The 18,081-nt window shown below is 64.2% G+C and carries 17 protein-coding genes; 10 read left to right on the top strand and 7 right to left on the bottom strand.

Going from position 1 to position 18,081, the window contains the following annotated elements; genetic code table 11:
• The first annotated feature begins 9 nt into the window (after positions 1-9).
• The 6 genes from lysX to argF are packed head-to-tail and all read left to right on the top strand — an operon-like array spanning position 10 to position 6,050.
• Positions 10-894: a lysine biosynthesis protein LysX gene (lysX, locus tag NKJ34_RS07225; protein WP_253737620.1), complete on the top strand. Its 885-nt coding sequence runs from the start codon at positions 10-12 to the stop codon at positions 892-894.
• Positions 891-1,937, top strand: coding sequence for an N-acetyl-gamma-glutamyl-phosphate reductase (gene argC, locus NKJ34_RS07230; RefSeq protein WP_253737621.1), 1,047 nt, complete (start codon positions 891-893; stop codon positions 1,935-1,937). Before lysX ends, argC begins: the two co-directional genes overlap by 4 nt.
• Positions 1,938-1,955: 18 nt before the next feature.
• Positions 1,956-2,924 carry an acetylglutamate/acetylaminoadipate kinase gene (locus NKJ34_RS07235; protein ID WP_425491779.1) on the top strand — a complete coding sequence of 323 codons (969 nt, stop codon included), beginning with the start codon at positions 1,956-1,958 and terminating at the stop codon, positions 2,922-2,924.
• Positions 2,921-4,057 (top strand): aspartate aminotransferase family protein, encoded by a 1,137-nt coding sequence (locus NKJ34_RS07240; protein ID WP_253737623.1) that lies wholly within the window; start codon positions 2,921-2,923, stop codon positions 4,055-4,057. Before NKJ34_RS07235 ends, NKJ34_RS07240 begins: the two co-directional genes overlap by 4 nt.
• Positions 4,057-5,166 carry a [LysW]-lysine hydrolase gene (locus NKJ34_RS07245; RefSeq protein WP_253737624.1) on the top strand — a complete coding sequence of 370 codons (1,110 nt, stop codon included), beginning with the start codon at positions 4,057-4,059 and terminating at the stop codon, positions 5,164-5,166. The genes NKJ34_RS07240 and NKJ34_RS07245 overlap by 1 nt, the downstream gene beginning before the upstream one ends.
• The gene (argF, locus tag NKJ34_RS07250; RefSeq protein ID WP_253737625.1) at positions 5,163-6,050 is read left to right on the top strand and encodes an ornithine carbamoyltransferase; all 888 of its coding nucleotides are present in this window, start codon (positions 5,163-5,165) and stop codon (positions 6,048-6,050) included. Before NKJ34_RS07245 ends, argF begins: the two co-directional genes overlap by 4 nt.
• A gap of 38 nt (positions 6,051-6,088) precedes the next feature.
• Here the strand turns inward: argF and NKJ34_RS07255 are convergent, their stop codons facing one another.
• Together NKJ34_RS07255 and NKJ34_RS07260 are read right to left on the bottom strand one after the other, a co-directional pair.
• A complete protein-coding gene (locus NKJ34_RS07255; RefSeq protein ID WP_253737626.1) occupies positions 6,089-6,553 on the bottom strand; it encodes a histidine kinase in 465 nt (154 codons plus the stop codon).
• A 119-nt stretch (positions 6,554-6,672) separates the two neighbouring features.
• A complete protein-coding gene (locus NKJ34_RS07260) occupies positions 6,673-7,164 on the bottom strand; it encodes a pyridoxamine 5'-phosphate oxidase family protein (RefSeq protein ID WP_253737627.1) in 492 nt (163 codons plus the stop codon).
• 141 nt (positions 7,165-7,305) lie between these two features.
• Between NKJ34_RS07260 and NKJ34_RS07265 the strand changes: the two genes are divergently transcribed.
• Complete coding sequence (locus NKJ34_RS07265) at positions 7,306-9,498, top strand: ATP-dependent DNA helicase (RefSeq protein WP_253737628.1); 2,193 nt, start codon at positions 7,306-7,308, stop codon at positions 9,496-9,498.
• Positions 9,499-9,552: 54 nt separating this feature from the next.
• On the opposite strand, the gene NKJ34_RS07270 is transcribed toward NKJ34_RS07265, so the two are convergent.
• Complete coding sequence (locus tag NKJ34_RS07270; protein ID WP_253737629.1) at positions 9,553-10,791, bottom strand: PAS domain S-box protein; 1,239 nt, start codon at positions 10,789-10,791, stop codon at positions 9,553-9,555.
• Positions 10,792-10,827: 36 nt separating this feature from the next.
• On the opposite strand from NKJ34_RS07270, the gene NKJ34_RS07275 reads away from it, so the two are divergent.
• On the top strand, positions 10,828-11,214 hold the full coding sequence (locus tag NKJ34_RS07275) for a hypothetical protein (RefSeq protein WP_253737630.1): 387 nt from the start codon (positions 10,828-10,830) through the stop codon (positions 11,212-11,214).
• 57 nt (positions 11,215-11,271) lie between these two features.
• Here NKJ34_RS07275 and NKJ34_RS07280 read toward each other — a convergent pair whose 3' ends face one another.
• The 4 genes from NKJ34_RS07280 to NKJ34_RS07295 form a co-directional block, all read right to left on the bottom strand.
• Positions 11,272-11,565: a hypothetical protein gene (locus NKJ34_RS07280; RefSeq protein ID WP_256488686.1), complete on the bottom strand. Its 294-nt coding sequence runs from the start codon at positions 11,563-11,565 to the stop codon at positions 11,272-11,274.
• A 659-nt stretch (positions 11,566-12,224) separates the two neighbouring features.
• Positions 12,225-13,337 carry a pyridoxal-phosphate-dependent aminotransferase family protein gene (locus NKJ34_RS07285; protein WP_253737632.1) on the bottom strand — a complete coding sequence of 371 codons (1,113 nt, stop codon included), beginning with the start codon at positions 13,335-13,337 and terminating at the stop codon, positions 12,225-12,227.
• A 98-nt stretch (positions 13,338-13,435) separates the two neighbouring features.
• Positions 13,436-14,590, bottom strand: coding sequence for a tryptophan synthase subunit beta (trpB, locus tag NKJ34_RS07290; protein ID WP_253737633.1), 1,155 nt, complete (start codon positions 14,588-14,590; stop codon positions 13,436-13,438).
• 134 nt (positions 14,591-14,724) lie between these two features.
• Positions 14,725-14,997 (bottom strand): hypothetical protein, encoded by a 273-nt coding sequence (locus NKJ34_RS07295; protein WP_253737634.1) that lies wholly within the window; start codon positions 14,995-14,997, stop codon positions 14,725-14,727.
• Between the two features lie 98 nt (positions 14,998-15,095).
• On the opposite strand from NKJ34_RS07295, the gene NKJ34_RS07300 reads away from it, so the two are divergent.
• On the top strand, positions 15,096-17,546 hold the full coding sequence (locus NKJ34_RS07300; RefSeq protein ID WP_253737635.1) for an ATP-dependent DNA helicase: 2,451 nt from the start codon (positions 15,096-15,098) through the stop codon (positions 17,544-17,546).
• On the top strand, positions 17,546-18,034 hold the full coding sequence (cgi121, locus tag NKJ34_RS07305) for a KEOPS complex subunit Cgi121 (RefSeq protein WP_253737636.1): 489 nt from the start codon (positions 17,546-17,548) through the stop codon (positions 18,032-18,034). The genes NKJ34_RS07300 and cgi121 overlap by 1 nt, the downstream gene beginning before the upstream one ends.
• The last annotated feature ends 47 nt before the right edge of the window (positions 18,035-18,081 follow it).

Below are 18,081 nucleotides of genomic sequence, written 5' to 3' on the forward strand. Positions count from 1 at the left end.
CATACACCTATGAACATTGGAATTCTTTATTCGCGGATTCGGAAGGACGAGAAGCTCCTGCTGAGTGAACTCCGGGAGCGGGACCACGAGATCACGAAGATCGACGTCCGGAAACACCAGTTCGGACTCGACGGAACGACCGCCGATATTGAAGACTTGGATATCGTCGTCGACCGCTGTCTGTCGACCAGCCGGTCGCTGTACGCCACGCGGTTCATCGACCACTACGGAGTTCCGGTCGTCAACGGTCCCGAGACCGCCGACGTCTGTGCCGACAAGGCCAAAAACAGCCTTGCGCTCGACGACGCTGGCGTGCCCACACCCGAAACGAAGGTCGCGTTCACGACCGACTCGGCGATGGAGGCCATCGAGGAGTTCGGCTACCCCTGTGTCCTCAAGCCAGTCGTCGGCTCGTGGGGTCGACTCATGGCCAAAATCGACTCGAAGAGTGCTGCCGAGGCCATTTTGGAGCACAAGAAGGTGCTGGGTCACTACGAGCACAAGGTATTCTACATCCAGGAGTTCGTCGACAAGCCGGGGCGCGATATTCGCGTCCTCGCTACTGACGGCGAGCCGGTCGCCGCGATGACTCGCAGTTCGGACCACTGGCTGACCAACGCCGCCAAAGGCGGCGAAACCGACGACTTCGGCCTCGACGACAGAGCCTTAGAGCTTGTCGAGCAGGCCAGCGACGCGGTCGGCGGCGGCCTGCTCGGCGTCGACCTGATGGAGGTTGGCGGCGAGGAAAGCGGCGAATATACTGTCCACGAAGTCAACCACACCGTCGAGTTCAAAGCCCTCGATAGCTGTGTGGATATCGACGTGCCCGCCGCGGTGGTCGACTGGCTGGAATCGAAAGCCGCGGCCGAAAACGAGGAGCTGACGACCGCATGAGCGAGGAGACTTACACCGCGACGGTCATCGGCGGGACGGGGTTTACCGGCGGCGAACTCCTGCGCCTGCTGGCGGGTCACCCGAACTTCGAAATCGAACAGGCCACCAGCCGCTCGAAGGTCAACAAGACGGTGGGCCACTCCCACCCCAACCTTCGGGAAGTGGACCTGCGGTTCAGTTCGCCCGACGACCTCGAATCCGTCGACGTGATCTTCGCGGCGACGCCACACGGCGTCTCGATGGAGCAGATCGACACCTTCTACGAGCACGCCGACACGGTAGTCGACCTCTCGGCTGACTTCCGCCTCAACACGGCCGAGCAGTACGAGGAGTGGTATGACGGCCACAGCGCACCCGAATACCTCGAAAAGAGCGTCTACGCGCTTCCCGAGTTGACCCGCGAGGAGTTGCCCGGCGCGGAGCTTATTGCGAGTGGCGGGTGTAACGCCACCTCGACCATCCTCGGCCTGAAACCGCTGTTCGACGCCGATATCCTCAGCGGCGACGAGGATATCGTGGTCGACGTCAAAGTCGGCTCCTCGGAGGGCGGGGCGGGCGGCGGCGCGGCATCGAGCCACCCCGAGCGTTCGGGGATCGTTCGCCCCTACGCGCCGATTTCCCACCGCCACGAGGCCGAGATCGAGCAGTTCCTCGGCATCTCGGTGTCCTTTACCGTCCACGCGGTCGACATGATCCGCGGTTCGTCAGCCACGTGCCACGTCTTCCCCGGCCAACCGGTTTCGAAGGGCGACCTCTGGCAGGCCTACCGTGGCAGCTACGAGGACGAGCCGTTCATGCGACTCGTCGCCGGCGGCGGTGGCGTCTACCGCTACCCCGAGCCGAAGGCCGTCGCAGGGACGAACATCGGCGAGGTCGGGTTCGAACTCGATCCCTCGAACAAGCGTATCGTCGCCTTCTCGGCGATCGACAACATGATGAAGGGCTCGGCGGGCCAAGCGATCCACGGCGCAAACGTCGCCCTCGGCCTCGACGAGACCGCAGGCCTCGACTTCGCGGGCCTCCACCCAGTCGGCGCACCATAGCGCCCTCGACTTTTCACTATGACCGGATACATTACAGATTCGCGTACTGCTCGTATTTCGGAGCCACGCACAGACGACCAGTCGACCGAATCGGCCACCCCACAGGTGAACCAGTTTGCGACCGACGGTGGCCGACGGCCCCCGGTCGTGGTGAAAATCGGCGGCGCGAAGGCCGTCGACCCCGAAGGCGCAGTCAGTGATATCGCGAGCCTCGTCGACGAGGGCCGCGACGTGGTCGTCGTCCACGGCGGCTCAACAGCCGTCGACGAGACGCTCGAACGGATGGGGATCGAACCGACCTACGTCGAAACCCCCGGCGGCGTCACTGGCCGCTTCACCGACGAGGAGACCATCGAGGTCTTTGAGATGGTAATGGCCGGCAAGCTCAACACCGAACTGACGACGCTCTTTCGTAATGCGGGCGTCGACGCGCTCGGTCTCTCGGGAGTCGACGGCGGCCTCTTGAGTGGCCCGCGGAAATCCGCCGTTCGCGTGCTTGAAGACGGCAAAAAGAAGATCAAACGCGGCGACCACTCCGGGAAGATCACCGACGTGAACGACGAGCTACTGACCGATTTGTTGGCGGATAGCTATACGCCGGTCGTGAGCGTGCCGATGCTCGGCGAAAACAAGGATGGGTCGGTGACCCCAGTGAACGCCGACGCCGACCGCTCGGCGGCCGCAATCGCGGGCGCACTCGGCGGTGAGCTTATCATGCTGACGGATGTAACCGGAATCTACGAGGATCCGGACGATCCGGAGACGTTGATCGAATCGGCGTCGACGCCCGACGAGTTGGACGATATCGAAGCGGCAGCGGAAGGATTCATGACAAAGAAAGTGATGGCAGCGACAGAAGCACTCGACGGCGGCTCTCCGGCGGTCTATATTGGAGACGCCAACAGCGATACGCCGGTGACCGACGCGCTCAGTGGGAGTGGGACGACGATCCACCGTAGCGTCTTAACGGAGGAGGTCGACCAATGAGCGGGTTCGTCTTCTCGGAGAAACCGATCGAAATCGCCGACGGTGACGGCGCGTACGTCACCGACAGCAACGGCACCGAGTATCTGGATATGGGCGCGAGCTACGCCTGCGTCCCCCTGGGTCACGGCCACGAGGCCGTCCAGGAGGCCGTAAGTGACCAGCTCTCGAAGATCACCTACGTTCAGGCCTCCTACCCGGTCGAAGTCAGGACGAAACTGTACAAACTGCTCGCCGAGACGGCCCCGAAGACCGTCGACAAGGTGTGGCTCTGTAACTCCGGGACGGAAGCCAACGAGGCGGCCCTGAAGTTCGCCCGGAGCGCGACGGGAAACTCGAAGATCATCGCGACCAAACGCGGGTTCCACGGCCGGACGATGGGCGCGCTGGCGACCACCTGGAAGGACAAATACAAGCAACCCTACGAGCCGCTGATGGGTGATGTCGAGTTCGTTCCGTACGGTGATACTGAGGCGATGGCCGAAGCGGTCGACGACGAGACCGCCGCGGTAATCATCGAACCGGTCCAAGGCGAAGGCGGGATCAACCCCGCACGCAAGGAGTACCTCCAGCGTGTCCGCGTCGAGACCGCGACCAGCGGGGCGGCGCTGATCTTCGATGAAGTACAGACCGGGATGGGTCGAACCGGCACGCTGTGGGCCTCCGAGTGGGCCGACGTGGTGCCGGATATGATCACGAGCGCGAAAGGCCTCGGCAACGGGGTCCCGATCGGCGCGACGCTCTGTCGGGACTGGATCGCCGACAACTACGGCTCCCACGCCTCGACCTTCAGCGGCGGCCCGGTTATTTCCGCGGCCGCCCATGCGACCGTCTCGACGATCGTCGACGAGGAGATACCAACCCACGCCGCCGAGATCGGCGAGTACATGATGGGCGAAATCGAGGCCGCCGTCGAGGAACACGAGCTGCCGGTCCGTGACGTCCGTGGCAACGGGCTAATGGTCGGCGTCGAAACGAAACGCGGCGCGAACCGTGTGCTGCGGGAGCTCGCGCTTGAGCACCAAGTGTTGGCGCTCCCGGCTGGCCGGACAGTTGTGCGACTGCTGCCGCCGCTCACGATCAATAAAGAACACGTCGACACGGTCGTCGGCGCACTGACGGAGGCGCTGTCGTAATGGCGGTCGGCACCGACGCCGACGCGGTGCTCGATCACCCCGCCGTCGACACCGAGGGCCGCAAACTCCTGACAGAACTCGTTTCGATCCCCTCAGTATCCGGTGACGAGACCGAGGCCGCCGAGGCGCTGGCGGCATTCTTCGAAGCCCACGACCGCGAGGTGTGGCTCGACGACATCGGCAACGTCCGTGCGCCGGGCGACGATACCGTCCTGCTGACCTCGCACATCGATACGGTGCCCGGCGATATTCCGGTCGAGATCAAAGACGGCGAGGAGGGACCCGAACTCTGGGGCCGCGGCAGCGTCGACGCCACCGGCCCGTTGGCGGCGATGGCGATCGCTGCAGTGGAAACGGGGGCCTCCTTCGTGGGCGTCGTCGGCGAGGAGTCGACCTCCCGCGGCGCGTGGCACCTCATCGAGAACCGCGAGGCACCCGACGCGATCATTAACGGCGAGCCATCTGGCTGGGACGGGATCACGCTTGGGTATCGGGGCTTGCTTGAGGGAACCTACGTCGCGACCAGCGAATCCGGCCATACCTCCCGGCCCGACCCGAACGCGATCCAGCACGCCATGAGCTGGTGGGAGCGCGTCGAGGACGTGTTCGAACCTGACGAGTGGATTCCGGTCTTCGAGCAGGTGACCACCAAGCCCGTCGAGTTCGAGGGCGGCATCTCGGTCGACGGGCTGTCGATGGAGTCGACCATGGAGTTCCAGCTTCGGGTGCCGCCGGAGCGCACCCCCGAGGAAGTCCGCGAGCTATCGGACGCCGAACTGGAGACAGGGACAGTCAACTGGACGGAGTTCATCCCGGCGGTGATGACCAGCCCCCGCAGCGAGGTCGCCCGGCTGTTCCGGGTGGCGATCCGCGAGCAGGGCGGCGATCCCCGGCTCCTGAGAAAGACCGGAACGGCAGATATGAACATCTACGCCGAGGAGTGGGGCTGTCCCATCGTCTCCTACGGCCCCGGCGACTCGAATCTCGATCACACCCCCCACGAACACCTGCCGCTTTCGGCGTTCGACCACTCGGTCGAGGTCTTGATCGAGGTCTGCGAACAGCTCGGTGTCGGCGAGAACACCACACCAACGGAGCAAGCCCAATGAAGGCGAACGACTTTCTCGACATCGACGATCTGTCGGCCGACGAGGTCGACGCGGTACTGACGCGTGCAGCGGCACTGAAACACGGCGAGGACGACACCCAACTGGCCGACCAGACGCTGGGGATGCTCTTCGAGAAGCCGAGCACCCGGACCCGGATCTCCTTCGAGACCGGGATGACCCAACTCGGCGGCCATGCCATCTTCATGGGCCCCGACGACATCCAACTCGGCCACGGCGAACCACTTAAAGACACCGCCCGCGCGATGGGCCGGTACGTCGACGGGATCATGGCCCGCCTCTTTAGTCACGAGGACGCCGAAATCCTCGCCGGGTACGCCGACGTGCCCGTGATCAACGGCCTGACTGACGATGCGCATCCGTGTCAGACCCTTGCGGATCTGCTGACAATCCGCGAGCGGTTCGACGACGACGTCCAGGTCGCGTGGGTCGGCGACGGCAACAACGTCGGCCAGTCGTTCGCGATCGGCTGTGCGCTGGCGGGGATCGACCTCACGGTCGCGACGCCATCGGAGTATCCGATGGACGACGCGGTGGTCGACCGGGCGACCGAACTCGGCGGCGAGCCCGACGTCTACACCGACCCCGAGGCCGCCATCGAGGGTGCGGACGTGATCTACACCGACGTCTGGGTCAGCATGGGCGAGGAGGACGAACGCGAGGAGAAACTCGCCGCCTTCGAGGGGTTCCAACTCAACGAGGACCTGCTGGCGGGCAGCGACGCCGAGATTATGCACTGCCTCCCAGCCCACCGTGGCGAAGAGATCACCGACGCAGTGTTGGAGAGCGACAGCTCGATCGTCTGGGAGCAGGCCGAAAACCGGCTCCACGCCCAGAAAGCGCTGTTGGTCGAACTGCTTGGATAGTCGGCTCCCTCCTTTTAAAATAGTTCAGTAGTCGTCGACTACCGACTGGTAAACACCGGGTACAACAGCCCTAACAGGCCGCCGTAGACGACGTGGCCGACGAGGCTCATGGGATTGATGTTCGGGACCGGTGGGGTCGCTGGCAGGACTGCGCCGACCCAGATCGGCATGACGACCGCCCCGAGGATCGCCCAGAGGACGATGCCGTAGCCGACGCCCGCCACGAGGCTCTTGCCAGGAGTGTTCGTGTACTGGGGGGCCGCGTCAGCGAGACCAGCGAAGACGACGCCGAGGACCGCCGAGTGGGCCATGTGGATCGTCCAGCCAGCGAGGCCGCCGCTGAAGCCGTAGAGGCCGGGGATCGCCCCGCCGATGATCTCGGGCATCATGACCGACATCAGGATGCCGAAGACGAGACCGCCGCCGAGCCCCGCGATCACGCCTGCTTTCCAGTCCGCCAGATCTGCCACGAGTGCCGTTCGAGTGGAGGTTTTGGTTGCCATCTCGTGTGAGACGACGCGCAGAAAGCGGAAAATACTGCCTCGGCACGGCGCGGTCGACGCACTCCACCACAACAGTTAGGAGACCGCCGAGAGCATCGCGCAGCTATCCGGCAACCGTGTCAGTCAGAGTGGTCCCCGCCGTCGGGCGTTTCGATCCCCGGCGGCAGGCCGAGGTGTTTGATACCAGTCCAGTCGGTGATCTCGAACCGATATACGACCGTGGGCTCGTCGACGCTAGCCTGTCTGAACACCTCAGGTCGCCACTGTAGGTCCATTCGGTCGAGGACGCCCGCGAGTTCGGCCTCGGGGACCTCGCTCAGCCGGCCGGTCAGCAGGGCGCTCCGCCAGTTGAACGGCGTCTCGGCGCTGTAGACGAGAAAGCGGGCAGTGTCGACGGCCCGGCTCAGATCGTGTTTGCGGCTCTCCCCGCCGAGGACGTAGACGAAGTACAGCGCATCGTCGCCGTCGTACCAGAACGACAGCGGCCGGAGCACCGGGACGTCGTCGGTCGGCAACGCGAGCACGCCAACGTTTCGACTCGACAGAAAGCTCCGGATGTTGGCGTCGGTCATCGGCTCCATCCCGTATTCGGCGAGGTCGTCGACGGTCATAGGGAGGGAAGACGGGCGAGAAATCCATAAGCGGTCGCTCCCGCCGGAGTACGAGACAATCGATGAAAGCGACCGGTCGCGGCCGACCACTTTCACCGCGGCCACCACACGTTTTACTTCGGTGACGCCAAAGGGAGGGCTGTGGCAGCCATCGACGACGAGTTGCGGTTCTTCCCGTACGCCGAGCCCTACCCGAACCAGCGGGAGGCCATCGACCGGATCGCCAACTCGCTGGACCAGCGCCGGGACGTCCTCTTAGAGGGCGCCCCCGGCACCGGCAAGACGCTGTCGGCGCTCGTCCCCGCCTTAGCCTACGCCCGCGAGCACGACAAGACGGTCGTCATCACCACCAACGTCCACCAGCAGATGCGGCAGTTCGTCGCCGACGCACGGGCGATCACCGACACCGAGCCGATCCGGGCGGTCGTCTTCAAAGGTAAGAAGCAGATGTGCCACATCGACGTGGGGTATCAGGAGTGTCAGAGCCTCCGGGATACGACGCGGGAGTTGGTCGACACCGAACAGGACAAAGCGGAGTTGGCCGCCCGCCAACAGGAACTGCTGGATGCGAGCAAGGAAGGCGACACTAGCGCCACGGAGGCCCGCAGCGCGGTGATGGACGAACTCGATTCGGTCGAAGACGAACTCGACGAGTTGCGGGGCGGCAACGTCTGTGACTACTACTACAACAACCTCACCGACGACACCGACGACTTCTTCGCGTGGCTCTTTGATGACGTCCGGACCCCCGACGACGTTTATAAATACGCTGACCAGCAGGGACTCTGTGGCTACGAACTCCTCAAGGAGGGGATGGAGGGCGTCGACCTCGTGGTCTGCAACTACCACCACCTCCTGGACCCGATGATCCGCGAGCAGTTCTTCCGGTGGCTGGATCGGGACCCGAGCGACGTGATCACGGTGTTCGACGAGGCCCACAACATCGAGGGTGCGGCCCGTGACCATGCCACCCGAACGCTGACTGAGAACACCCTTCAGTCGGCACTCGATGAGTTGGAGGATCTCGACGACTCCCGCGCGGAGCCGGCCCGCAACGTGATCGGGGCGTTTCTCGCAGCCCTGCGGTCGACCTACGACGACGCCCTCGGCTCGGCCTACGCCCGCGAGCAGGTCGGCGACAACTGGGAGGATATCACGGTCGCTAACGCGGACCGCCGGGACGACCTGACGCTGGCATTTTTGCAGCGCTACGAGGGCACGGGGATCGAGATCGAGACCGAACTCGCCGTCCAGTTGGGGAAGGTCCTCGACGAGGAGTACGAGCAGGCCTACAAGAACGGCGAGGCGACGACCCGGGCGGAGTGTCAGACCCTGCAGGCAGCGACCTTTATCAACACGTGGATGTCCGAGGGGACCGAACTCGGCCAACATCCGATGGTCGGCGTCCGGCGTGACGGTGCCACCGACGAGATCTACGGCCGCGCCGAACTCTATACCTGTATTCCACGCGAGGTCACGCGCGAGTTGTTCGACGAGGTGTATGCGAGTGTACTGATGAGCGCCACGCTCCGGCCGTTTGATGTGACCGAGGACGTCCTCGGGCTCGAATCGCCGGCGCGGTTGGCCTACGAACTCGGCTATCCCGAGGACCACCGCCGAACGTACGCGGTCGATGTCCCGCCGCTGTTCGCCAGCGAACGCGACGACCACGAGACCCAGGAGACGATTACGGCGACACTGCGGGACGCGATTCGGTTTACGCCCGGCAACACCTTGCTCTTCTTTCCCTCCTACTCGGAGGCCGATCGCTACTACGACCGGCTGGGCGGGAACAGCGTGCAGGACCACGGCCTCGGGACGCTCATGCTCGACGAGTCCGGCACGTCGACCGAGGAGCTACGCCAGCGGTTCGTCGACAGCGACGACGCCACCCTGCTGACCTCGCTGTGGGGGACCCTCACCGAGGGGGTGAGTTTCGACGGCGACGACGCCCGGACAGTCGTGGTCGTCGGCGTCCCGTATCCCCAGCTATCGGAGCGGATGGATGCGGTACAGGATGCGTACAACCGAGCGTATAGTGACAGTCGACGCCAGCGGGACGCCGGCTGGGCCTACGCCGTGGAGATCCCGACGGTCCGCAAAACCCGGCAGGCACTCGGGCGGGTGATCCGGTCGCCCGACGACTTCGGCGTGCGAATCCTGGCGGATCGGCGGTATACGAGCGCCGACATGGGCAAGTACAGCGTGCGGGACAGTTTCCCCGTCGAGGAGCGCGAGGAGCTGGTCGACATCGATCCGGCGAAACTGAAGTTTGCGATGCTGAACTTCTATCAGGACCACGACGCCTACGACGGCGAGCCACCGCAGCCCTGAGCCGACCGCCAAAGTGATGCCCGCGACAGGGAGCCGAGTACGACTGTCGTGTCGTCAGTCGACCGTCGGCCGCAGGAGCCGCACGACGATGCAGGTCCCGCCCGAGGCGCTCGGTTCGACGCCGACTCTGCCGTCGGCGCTCCGGACGATCCACCGGGTCAGCCAGAGTCCGACCCCCGAACTGTGGCTGAGCGGGGTTTCGGTGTCGGTGGTCAGGACCTCCCGTTCGGCGGGTGGGAGTCCGGGACCGTCGTCGGCGATACGGAGCGTCAGGTAGTCGTCGTCGGGCGTCGGCTCGGAGACGGTCACGTCGACGCGGGGCGTCGACGACGGGTTGTGGATGACGGCGTTCTCGAGGACGTTGTCGAGGGCGTACGGCAGCAGGTCGTGTGCCACCGCCGGGGCGGTCTCGGGGACGGACGCAGTCACCTCGGCCGACGGATAGTCGGCTTCGAGGCGACCGAGACGCTCGTCGACGATGGCACCGAGATCGATCGGCGTCACGCCGCCCTCGGCATCGCCTTCCAACTGGTCGATACAGCGTGCAGCCTCGCTCAACTCGGTGATGTTCCCGAGTCGTTGCTCCATCACGTCGACGTGGCGGTTGTCCGCGGGTAGCTCGTCGGCCAGCATCGAGAGATGGCCTTGGATGACGTTGATGTCGGTTCGGATGTTGTGCCGGAGGACACGGTTGAGCACCGAGAGTCGCTGTGCCCGCTGTTTTTGAGCCGTGATATCGCTGATGGCGAACGTCGCCCCGCTGAACCCCGCGTCGGTGTCCTGGAGCGGAGCGGCCCAGATGCGGACGTCGAGCACCGACCCGTTCCGGTGGCGGTGCTGGGCCTCGATGCCGGCCAGCGACTCGCCGCTCCGGAGTCGATCGCCGAAGGAGTCGGTGATCTCCGGTGTGGCCGTCAGACAGACGGGATACTGCCGGTTGTGCATCTCGGCCTCGCTCCAGCCGAACATCCGCGCCGCGCCGTCGTTCCACAGCTGGATCGCCCCGTCGGTGTCGACGACCACGATAGCGATGGGGACCGCTTCGATCACGGTCGTCAGCCGGTTGCCCAGATACTGGATCGCCGTCGTCAACACGTCGGCCTCGTCTTCGGCATCCAAGCGCTCGTTCAGTACGGTGAGACAGTCGACGAAGAGGTTCTGTGCCAGCTCCTCGCGGTCGTCCATCGCCTTTCGCTGGTAGGTCTCCAACAGCAGCTGCTGGGCGTCTCCGTGGCCTTCGTCCGCGAGCACACGAAAGAGTGCGCCGATCAACTGGTCGGTATGACCACCCATTTTAGGCTTGCCTAAAGGCTAGGGTGGGTTAACCATTTGGATACCGACGAGGCAGGATCGCTCGTCGTGGGTCGGTTTGATCGAAGCGAACGGGAGGAGACTCGTCGCCGGATTGGTATCCGCTGGCGGTCGCGTATCGGTTCAGGTGAACAGCCGTTCGGAGAGCGGCGCGAGGCGTCGACGGACGGTGACGAACAGTCCAGAGACCACCAGAACCGCCAGCAGTCCTCGCCGGAGCGTGCCCGTAGTGACAGCGAGGGCCGGCAGTCCGACCGCCAGCGCGACCAGGAAGTCTTCGGGCGCGCCGGCATACCTGACGAGTCGACGCGGTCGGAGCCAACTGTGCCGCCGGCAAGCACAGCAGTATTCGACGGGGCGTCAGTGCTACATCTCCGGATGAGGAGGCATCAGGCAGTGGGATAGACTGGGGATTCACAGCCGCACAGGACGGTTCGGTCGACCGGTTGACTGTCGGTGAACCTACAGCACGCGGAGCCGGTAGCCCTCGGCGGCCGTCTCGTCGGTCACCCGGTCGGCTTCGACGGCGGCGTCGAGGAGGTCGTCGACGAACGCTTTGGGTACCTCGACGCTGATGAAATCGGTGCCCTCACGGGCCGTGGTGAGGCGGGCCATCGTCCGGCTGGTACCGTCGTCGTTGTAGATACTGCCGACGCGCTCGCCGTCACGGCGAAAGCGGAGGGTCACGTCGGTCGGCTCGATCTCGTCGAAGCTCACTTCGAAGACCCGGTCGTCGCTCTCGATCCGGGCGAGCATGCGGCCGTCCTGTTCGGTGACGAGCTGTTTCACACCGCGAGTAGGGGCTCGGATCGAATAAATCGGGCGGTGGTCACGTCCGGTGGAATGTCGACTTCTCGGTGTTCGGAGCACGCAGCCAACTTCAGGACGCTCCTGCAAAATTTAGTGCGTGAAGTCGGCACAGTACCGTCGGTTCTTTCAGGTTCCTCCTGCTGACTCAGTTGTGCAGTGTAGATGCATACTGAGCCCGTCAAACCAGTTTAACTTCGCATACAGTCAGATGACGTCTCTGGTCGCCGCTTCAGCAAGGCAATGCCAATACCTAGTCCGAAGAGTCCGAAGACCAGTGTTGTTACGGCTGCCAGCATCGGTGACGGGGTGAATTGAACCCCAAGAACACCCCCGAATACGAGTGCGACACCGAACGGGATCTGCATCCGCAGCCATCCTCGAAAGTCCGCCACTGGGTCAGGATTCGGAACCTGCATTAGTTGTTGGTTTTTGAACCAGTATGATAAAGACTGAGGAGTGTCGCTGGGCAGTTTGGTTTCTGGACTAACCGCTCAGAGACTGGTTCGGACTCGATCAAAACTGCTGCTGTACACGCGGTCGCAGTCTCGCATATGAAAACAGATGTGAAAGTTCAACCGTCGACACACCGATCCACCGAGAGCCGCTTACAGGTCAGCGACGTCTTCGATGGCGTCGGTCAGTTCCTTGATCGACTCGACGTCGTGTTCGCCCATGTGACCGATGCGGAACGTCTTCTCGCCCAACTGCGAGCCGTAGCCGTTCGAGAAGACCATGTCGTACTCCTCGCTGACCTGCTCGATTGTCTCGGCGACGTCGATCCCCTGCGTATTTTCGATACAGGCGACCGTCTTCGACTCGTAGCCCTCCTCGGGGAACATGGCGAAGTGTTCTTCGGCCCAGTCCTGGACGTACTCGGCCATCTCCGTGTGGCGCTCGGCCCAGCCCTCGTGGGTTTCGTCGAGCATGCGTTTCATCTGCTTGCGGTAGGCCAGCATGATCGGGATCGCGGGCGTCGAGTGGGTCTGGCCCTTCCGGTCGTAGTAGTCGAGACAGCGCTGGAAGCCGCCGTACCACGACGCCTCGTCCTTTTCGAGCTCTCGCTCGTAGGCCTCGTCGCTGACGACACAGATCGCGAGTCCCGGCGGCATCGCGAAGGCCTTCTGTGAGGAGGCGAAGATCACGTCGATCCCGTGTTCGTCGATGTCGACGTAGTCGCCGCCGAGACACGACACCGCGTCGACGACAAAGTAGGTGTCGGGGTACTCGTCGACGACGTCGCCGATCTCCTCGACGGGGTTGCGGACGCCGGTCGAACTCTCGTTCATGACCGTCGCGACCACGTCGTAGTGTTTGTCGCTGTTCTCTAGTTCCTCACGGATGTCTTCGGGTTTGATCGCCTCGCCCCACTCGTATTCGAGCCGGTCGACGTTCTTGCCGAGCCGCTCGGCGACGTTGGCGTGGCGCTCGCTGAAGCTCCCGCAGGTCGGCACGAGGATGTTCTCGTCGACGAGGTTGAGCGTCGACGATTCCCAGAACTCGGTGCCCGAGCCCGTGAGGATGATGACCTCGTTGTCGGTGCCGAGGAACTCCTTGGTGTCCTCGACGATCGTGGTGTAGAGGTCGGTCATCCGGTCCATCCGGTGGCCGAACATCGGCTGGGCCATCTCCTCGATGACGTCCTCCCGTACTTCGGTCGGACCGGGGATGTACAGCGTCTTGTCGGGGTAGTCGTCGGTATACTCCTGTTTCTTGGTCACGAAATCCACCTTCTGGCTGTTTTTGGGCAGCGAGAGGCTATGGTAGTTTTGATACTGGTCTGGCGTCGACCGGGAGCGATCACCGCCACTGTCGACCGTTAGGAGAGGTCGAAGTGCTCGGCGGCCGTCTGCATGTCCTTGTCCCCCCGTCCACAGAGATTGACGAGGATGGTGTCGTGGCGGTCTTCTTGGGCCAGTTTCTTCGCCAGTGCGATGGCGTGACTCGGCTCCAGTGCGGGAATGATCCCCTCGGCCTGACTCAGTTCCTGGAACGCATCCAGTGCCTCGTCGTCGGTGATCGCGTGGTACTCCGCCCGGCCGAGCGACTGGAGGGCGGCGTGTTCCGGCCCCACAGCAGGATAATCGAGGCCCGCCGAGACCGAATGGTTCTCGGTGTCGTCGTCGATGACCTTCGTTTTCATCCCCTGGAAGATCTGGGGCTCCTCCTGTTTGGATTTCGACAGCGGCGCGGAGTGGTGGGAGTCGTCGGTGCCGCCGGGTTCCGCGCCGTAGAGCGCCACGTCGTCATCCAAGAAGGCGCTGAACAGCCCGATGGCGTTCGAGCCGCCGCCAACACAGGCGACACACGCGTCGGGCAGTTCGCCGTGGAGCTCCTGAATCTGCTCGCGAGCCTCTTTCCCGATCACCGACTGGAACTCCCGGACCATCCGCGGGAAGGGGTCGGGGCCGACAGCGCTGCCCACGAGATAGTGGGTCTCCTCCATGTTCTGGGCGAAATCTTCGAGGGCGGCGTCGACGGCCTCGGCGAGGCCCTTGTTCCCGCGGGTGACGGGTTCGACCTCCGCGCCCATCAGGCGCATCCGGAAGACGTTCATCTCCTGTCGACCGATGTCCTTGGTCCCCATGTAGACGGTCACGGGCATGTCGAGCAGCGCGCCGACCATCGCGGTCGCGGTGCCGTGCTGGCCCGCGCCGGTCTCGGCGATCAGCCGCTCCTTCCCGGCGTGTTTGGCCAACAACGCCTGCCCGAGGGCGTTGTTCAGCTTGTGGGCCCCGCCGTGGAGCAGGTCCTCGTGTTTGAAGTAAATGTCCGCACCGTAGATTTCGGACAGTGTTTCGGCGTAGAAGACGGGGGTCGGTCGACCGCCGTAATGTTTCAGATAGTACTGGAACTCCTCCTGGAACTCCTCGGTCGGCACGACCGAATCGAAGGCCTCCGCGAGTTGGGCGAGCGGCTCCTCTAGTGCTTCGGGAACGTGACGACCACCGAATTCTTCAAATTCACCGGACATGGAACAAAGACGGGTGGGTGTAAATATAGCTTTTATTATTATCAGCTATGAAGGATCGAGAGTCGATTGAGAGGGAGCGGCAGAATCGAGAGCCGACGGAGCGAATCGGGACGATCGACCGACTGTTCACCCGCTCAGAGGAACTGGAGGGGGACGACGGCGATGTAGGCGAGAACGCCGACGACGACCGCCCAGAACGCCACGTCACGGCGGCGGAACAGGTCGAACTCCTCGTAACACCCCGCGTTGAGGGTCCGGACGGCAAGACCGGTGATCACGAGCCCGCTCCCGAAAAAGACCGAGAGCTGTGGCTCGAAGCCGGCCAGCGAGGCGAGCCCGACGGCTTGGCCGATCGTGGCCAACCCGAACAGCCCGACGAGGTAGACGGCGAGTTTCGCACGATCCACACCCGAGTGTCAAATTAGAATAATATAGTATTTTCCATTACGTTCTGGGATGGTCGGGGTCCGGAAATTTAAACCCCGACAGCGGTCAAGGGGAGCCAATGAAGCCAGCCGAGATCCCCGGACTGCCGCCGGGGGTCGACGACCAACTCGCGGGCGAGGGGATCGAGGAGCTGTATCCGCCGCAGGCCGAGGCCGTCGACGCGGGCCTCACCGAGGGCCAGAGCCTTGTCGCCTCGGTGCCGACCGCCAGCGGCAAGACCCTGATCGCCGAGCTCGCGATGCTGTCGGCCATCGAACGCGGCGGCAAGGCCCTCTACATCGTCCCACTGCGGGCGCTCGCCAGCGAGAAGAAAACCGAGTTCAAGCGCTGGGAAGACCACGGGATCTCCGTGGGAGTCTCGACCGGCAACTACGACTCCAGCGAGGAATGGCTGGCGAGCCGGGATATCATCGTGGCAACGAGCGAGAAGGTCGACTCCCTCGTGCGGAACAACGCGGGGTGGATCGACCAACTCTCCTGCGTTGTTGCTGACGAAGTCCACCTCGTCGACGACCGGAACCGCGGCCCGACGCTCGAAGTCACCCTCGCCAAACTCCGGCGCATTAATCCGGGGCTGCAGGTCGTGGCGCTGTCGGCGACCGTGGGAAACGCCGACGAAGTCGCCGACTGGCTCGATGCCGAACTCGTCCACTCGGAGTGGCGACCCATCGACCTCCGGATGGGAGTGCATTTCGGCAACGCGATCAACTTCGACGATGGCAGCCAGCGCGAGGTCCCCGTCGAGGGGAGCCAGCGACAGACCGAGGCGCTGGTCGACGATACCCTCGACGAAGGTGGGTCGACGCTCGTCTTCGTCAACTCCCGGCGGAACGCCGAATCGGCCGCGAAACGGCAGGGCGGGGTTGTGGGGCGTCGACTCGATACCGACGAGAAAGCGGAACTCCGAGAGTTGGCCGAGGAAATCCGCAATGTCTCGGACACCGAAACGAGCGACGATTTGGCCGACTGCGTCGAGAACGGCGCGGCGTTCCATCACGCCGGACTGGCCAGCGAGCACCGAAGCCTCGTCGAGGACGCCTTTCGGGACCGCCTGCTGAAGGTGATCTGTGCGACGCCGACGCTCGCGGCTGGGGTGAACACGCCCAGCAGGCGGGTCATCGTCCGAGACTGGCGGCGTTACGACGGCGAGTTCGGCGGGATGAAACCCCTCGACGTCCTCGAAATCCACCAGATGTGTGGGCGCGCGGGCAGGCCGGGCCTCGACCCCTACGGCGAGGCCGTCCTACTGGCGAAGGACGCCGACACGATGGACGAACTCTTCGAGCGCTACATCTGGGCCGACCCCGAGGCCGTGCGGTCGAAGCTGGCTGCCGAGCCCGCCCTGCGGACCCACTTACTGGCGACGATTTCCTCGCGGTTTGCCAACAGCCGCGAGGGACTACTCGAATTTCTGGAGGCGACGCTGTACGCCACCCAGACCGGCGACGACGGGCGGTTGGAGAGCGTGACCGACTCGGTGCTGGCATATCTGGAGGCCAACGAGTTCATCGAGCGCGAGGACGGCACGATCCGGGCGACAAACATCGGCCACACGGTCTCGCGGCTCTACCTCGATCCGATGAGCGCCGCCGAGATCATCGACGGCCTGCGGTACGCCGAGGAGAATCGTGGCGAGGCATCGACGTCGACCGGCGGAAGCCAGCGCGAGCGACCCGCCGCCGATACAGCTGACGACGCGGCAGGAGCATCCGGTGGCTTCGTCTCGGCGAGCGACCTTCGGGATGGAGACGAAACGGAGGGCGATGGTGAGTCGACTGGTGACGCCGATACGGAAAGCCGAGAGCCTGCACGACCGAGCCCACTCGGGCTCTACCACCTCGTAAGCCGGACGCCGGATATGTACGAGCTCTACCTGAAATCGGGGGATCGGGAGACCTACACCGAACTCTGTTACGAGCACGAATCGGAGTTTTTGGGCCGTGTGCCGTCCGAATACGAGGACGTGGCCTTCGAGGACTGGCTGGCGGCGCTCAAGACGGCCAAGCTGCTCGACGACTGGGCCAGCGAGGTCGACGAGGATCGGATCACCGAACGGTACGGCGTCGGACCGGGCGACATCCGCGGCAAAGTCGAGACCGCCGAGTGGTTACTGGGCGCGGCCGAGCAGTTGGCCGGAACGCTGGAACTGTCCTCGACGGTCGCCGTCCGGGAGGCGAAAAAGCGGATCGAGTACGGGGTCCGCGAAGAGTTGATCGACCTCGCAGGGGTACGGAACGTCGGCCGCAAGCGCGCCCGGCGGCTGTTCGAGGCCGGGATCGAGAGCCGGGCGGACCTGCGGGAAGCCGACAAGGGGGTCGTGTTGGGGGCGCTCCGGGGTCGACAGAAGACCGCCGAGACGATCCTCGAAAACGTCGGTCGGGAGGATCCCTCGCTGGAAGCGGTCGAAGCGGTCGAAACCGACACCGCGGCAGTTGCGCGCGAGGGCGACGACCGGACTGAATCGGACAGCGAAACCGACGCCGACCAGTCGAGTCTGGGTGATTTCTGATGGCACTCATCGACGGACACGCCGAGATAGACGATCTGGATGAGTTCGTGACCGAAATTGGTCGGATCGGCGACGAAACGGGGTCGACGGTCCAGTTGTTCGACGCCGACTACGTTGCCGGAGAGCGGCACCTCCGGCGGGCCGTCGAGATGGCGAATCGAGCCGTCGACCGCGGGTCGGCGATCGCCCGCGATCCGGCAGTGGAGGTGTTGCTGTATGCGGCCGGCCGACGGCAGATCAATCGGGCACTCGAAACCGGGGTCGGCGAGGAATCCCAAGCGGTCGTTGCCGTCGTGGACGGCGGCGACGAGGCCGCAGCGGTCGCGGCCGTCGAGGCGTTGCTGTCGTCGACCGACCCCGTCCAATGGGGCGACAGAGAGACACTAACGGAGTTTTTCGATATCGGGGATGCGGAGTTAGCTGTCGTCGACGGCGACCTCGAATCGGTCGTCCTCGAACGGGTCGCACTGCTGGCGGTCGAAGGGTAGCGCCGGCGAGCGTATATCGAACCCCCCTGTTTCGGCTGGAGAGCTGT

This window comes from Halohasta salina (assembly GCF_024178165.1).
GTDB lineage: Archaea > Halobacteriota > Halobacteria > Halobacteriales > Haloferacaceae > Halohasta > Halohasta salina.

What these genes read in the sequence shown, in the direction of transcription:
- argC (WP_253737621.1), top strand. Translation starts at nt 891, where the DNA reads ATGAGCGAGGAGACTTACACCGCGACGGTCATCGGCGGGACGGGGTTT.
- trpB (WP_253737633.1), bottom strand. Translation starts at nt 14,590, where the DNA reads ATGTCCGGTGAATTTGAAGAATTCGGTGGTCGTCACGTTCCCGAAGCA.
- NKJ34_RS07280 (WP_256488686.1), bottom strand. Translation starts at nt 11,565, where the DNA reads ATGCTCGCCCGGATCGAGAGCGACGACCGGGTCTTCGAAGTGAGCTTC.
- NKJ34_RS07255 (WP_253737626.1), bottom strand. Translation starts at nt 6,553, where the DNA reads ATGGCAACCAAAACCTCCACTCGAACGGCACTCGTGGCAGATCTGGCG.
- argF (WP_253737625.1), top strand. Translation starts at nt 5,163, where the DNA reads ATGAAGGCGAACGACTTTCTCGACATCGACGATCTGTCGGCCGACGAG.
- NKJ34_RS07245 (WP_253737624.1), top strand. Translation starts at nt 4,057, where the DNA reads ATGGCGGTCGGCACCGACGCCGACGCGGTGCTCGATCACCCCGCCGTC.
- NKJ34_RS07260 (WP_253737627.1), bottom strand. Translation starts at nt 7,164, where the DNA reads ATGACCGTCGACGACCTCGCCGAATACGGGATGGAGCCGATGACCGAC.
- lysX (WP_253737620.1), top strand. Translation starts at nt 10, where the DNA reads ATGAACATTGGAATTCTTTATTCGCGGATTCGGAAGGACGAGAAGCTC.
- NKJ34_RS07270 (WP_253737629.1), bottom strand. Translation starts at nt 10,791, where the DNA reads ATGGGTGGTCATACCGACCAGTTGATCGGCGCACTCTTTCGTGTGCTC.
- NKJ34_RS07240 (WP_253737623.1), top strand. Translation starts at nt 2,921, where the DNA reads ATGAGCGGGTTCGTCTTCTCGGAGAAACCGATCGAAATCGCCGACGGT.
- NKJ34_RS07235 (WP_425491779.1), top strand. Translation starts at nt 1,956, where the DNA reads ATGACCGGATACATTACAGATTCGCGTACTGCTCGTATTTCGGAGCCA.
- NKJ34_RS07300 (WP_253737635.1), top strand. Translation starts at nt 15,096, where the DNA reads ATGAAGCCAGCCGAGATCCCCGGACTGCCGCCGGGGGTCGACGACCAA.
- cgi121 (WP_253737636.1), top strand. Translation starts at nt 17,546, where the DNA reads ATGGCACTCATCGACGGACACGCCGAGATAGACGATCTGGATGAGTTC.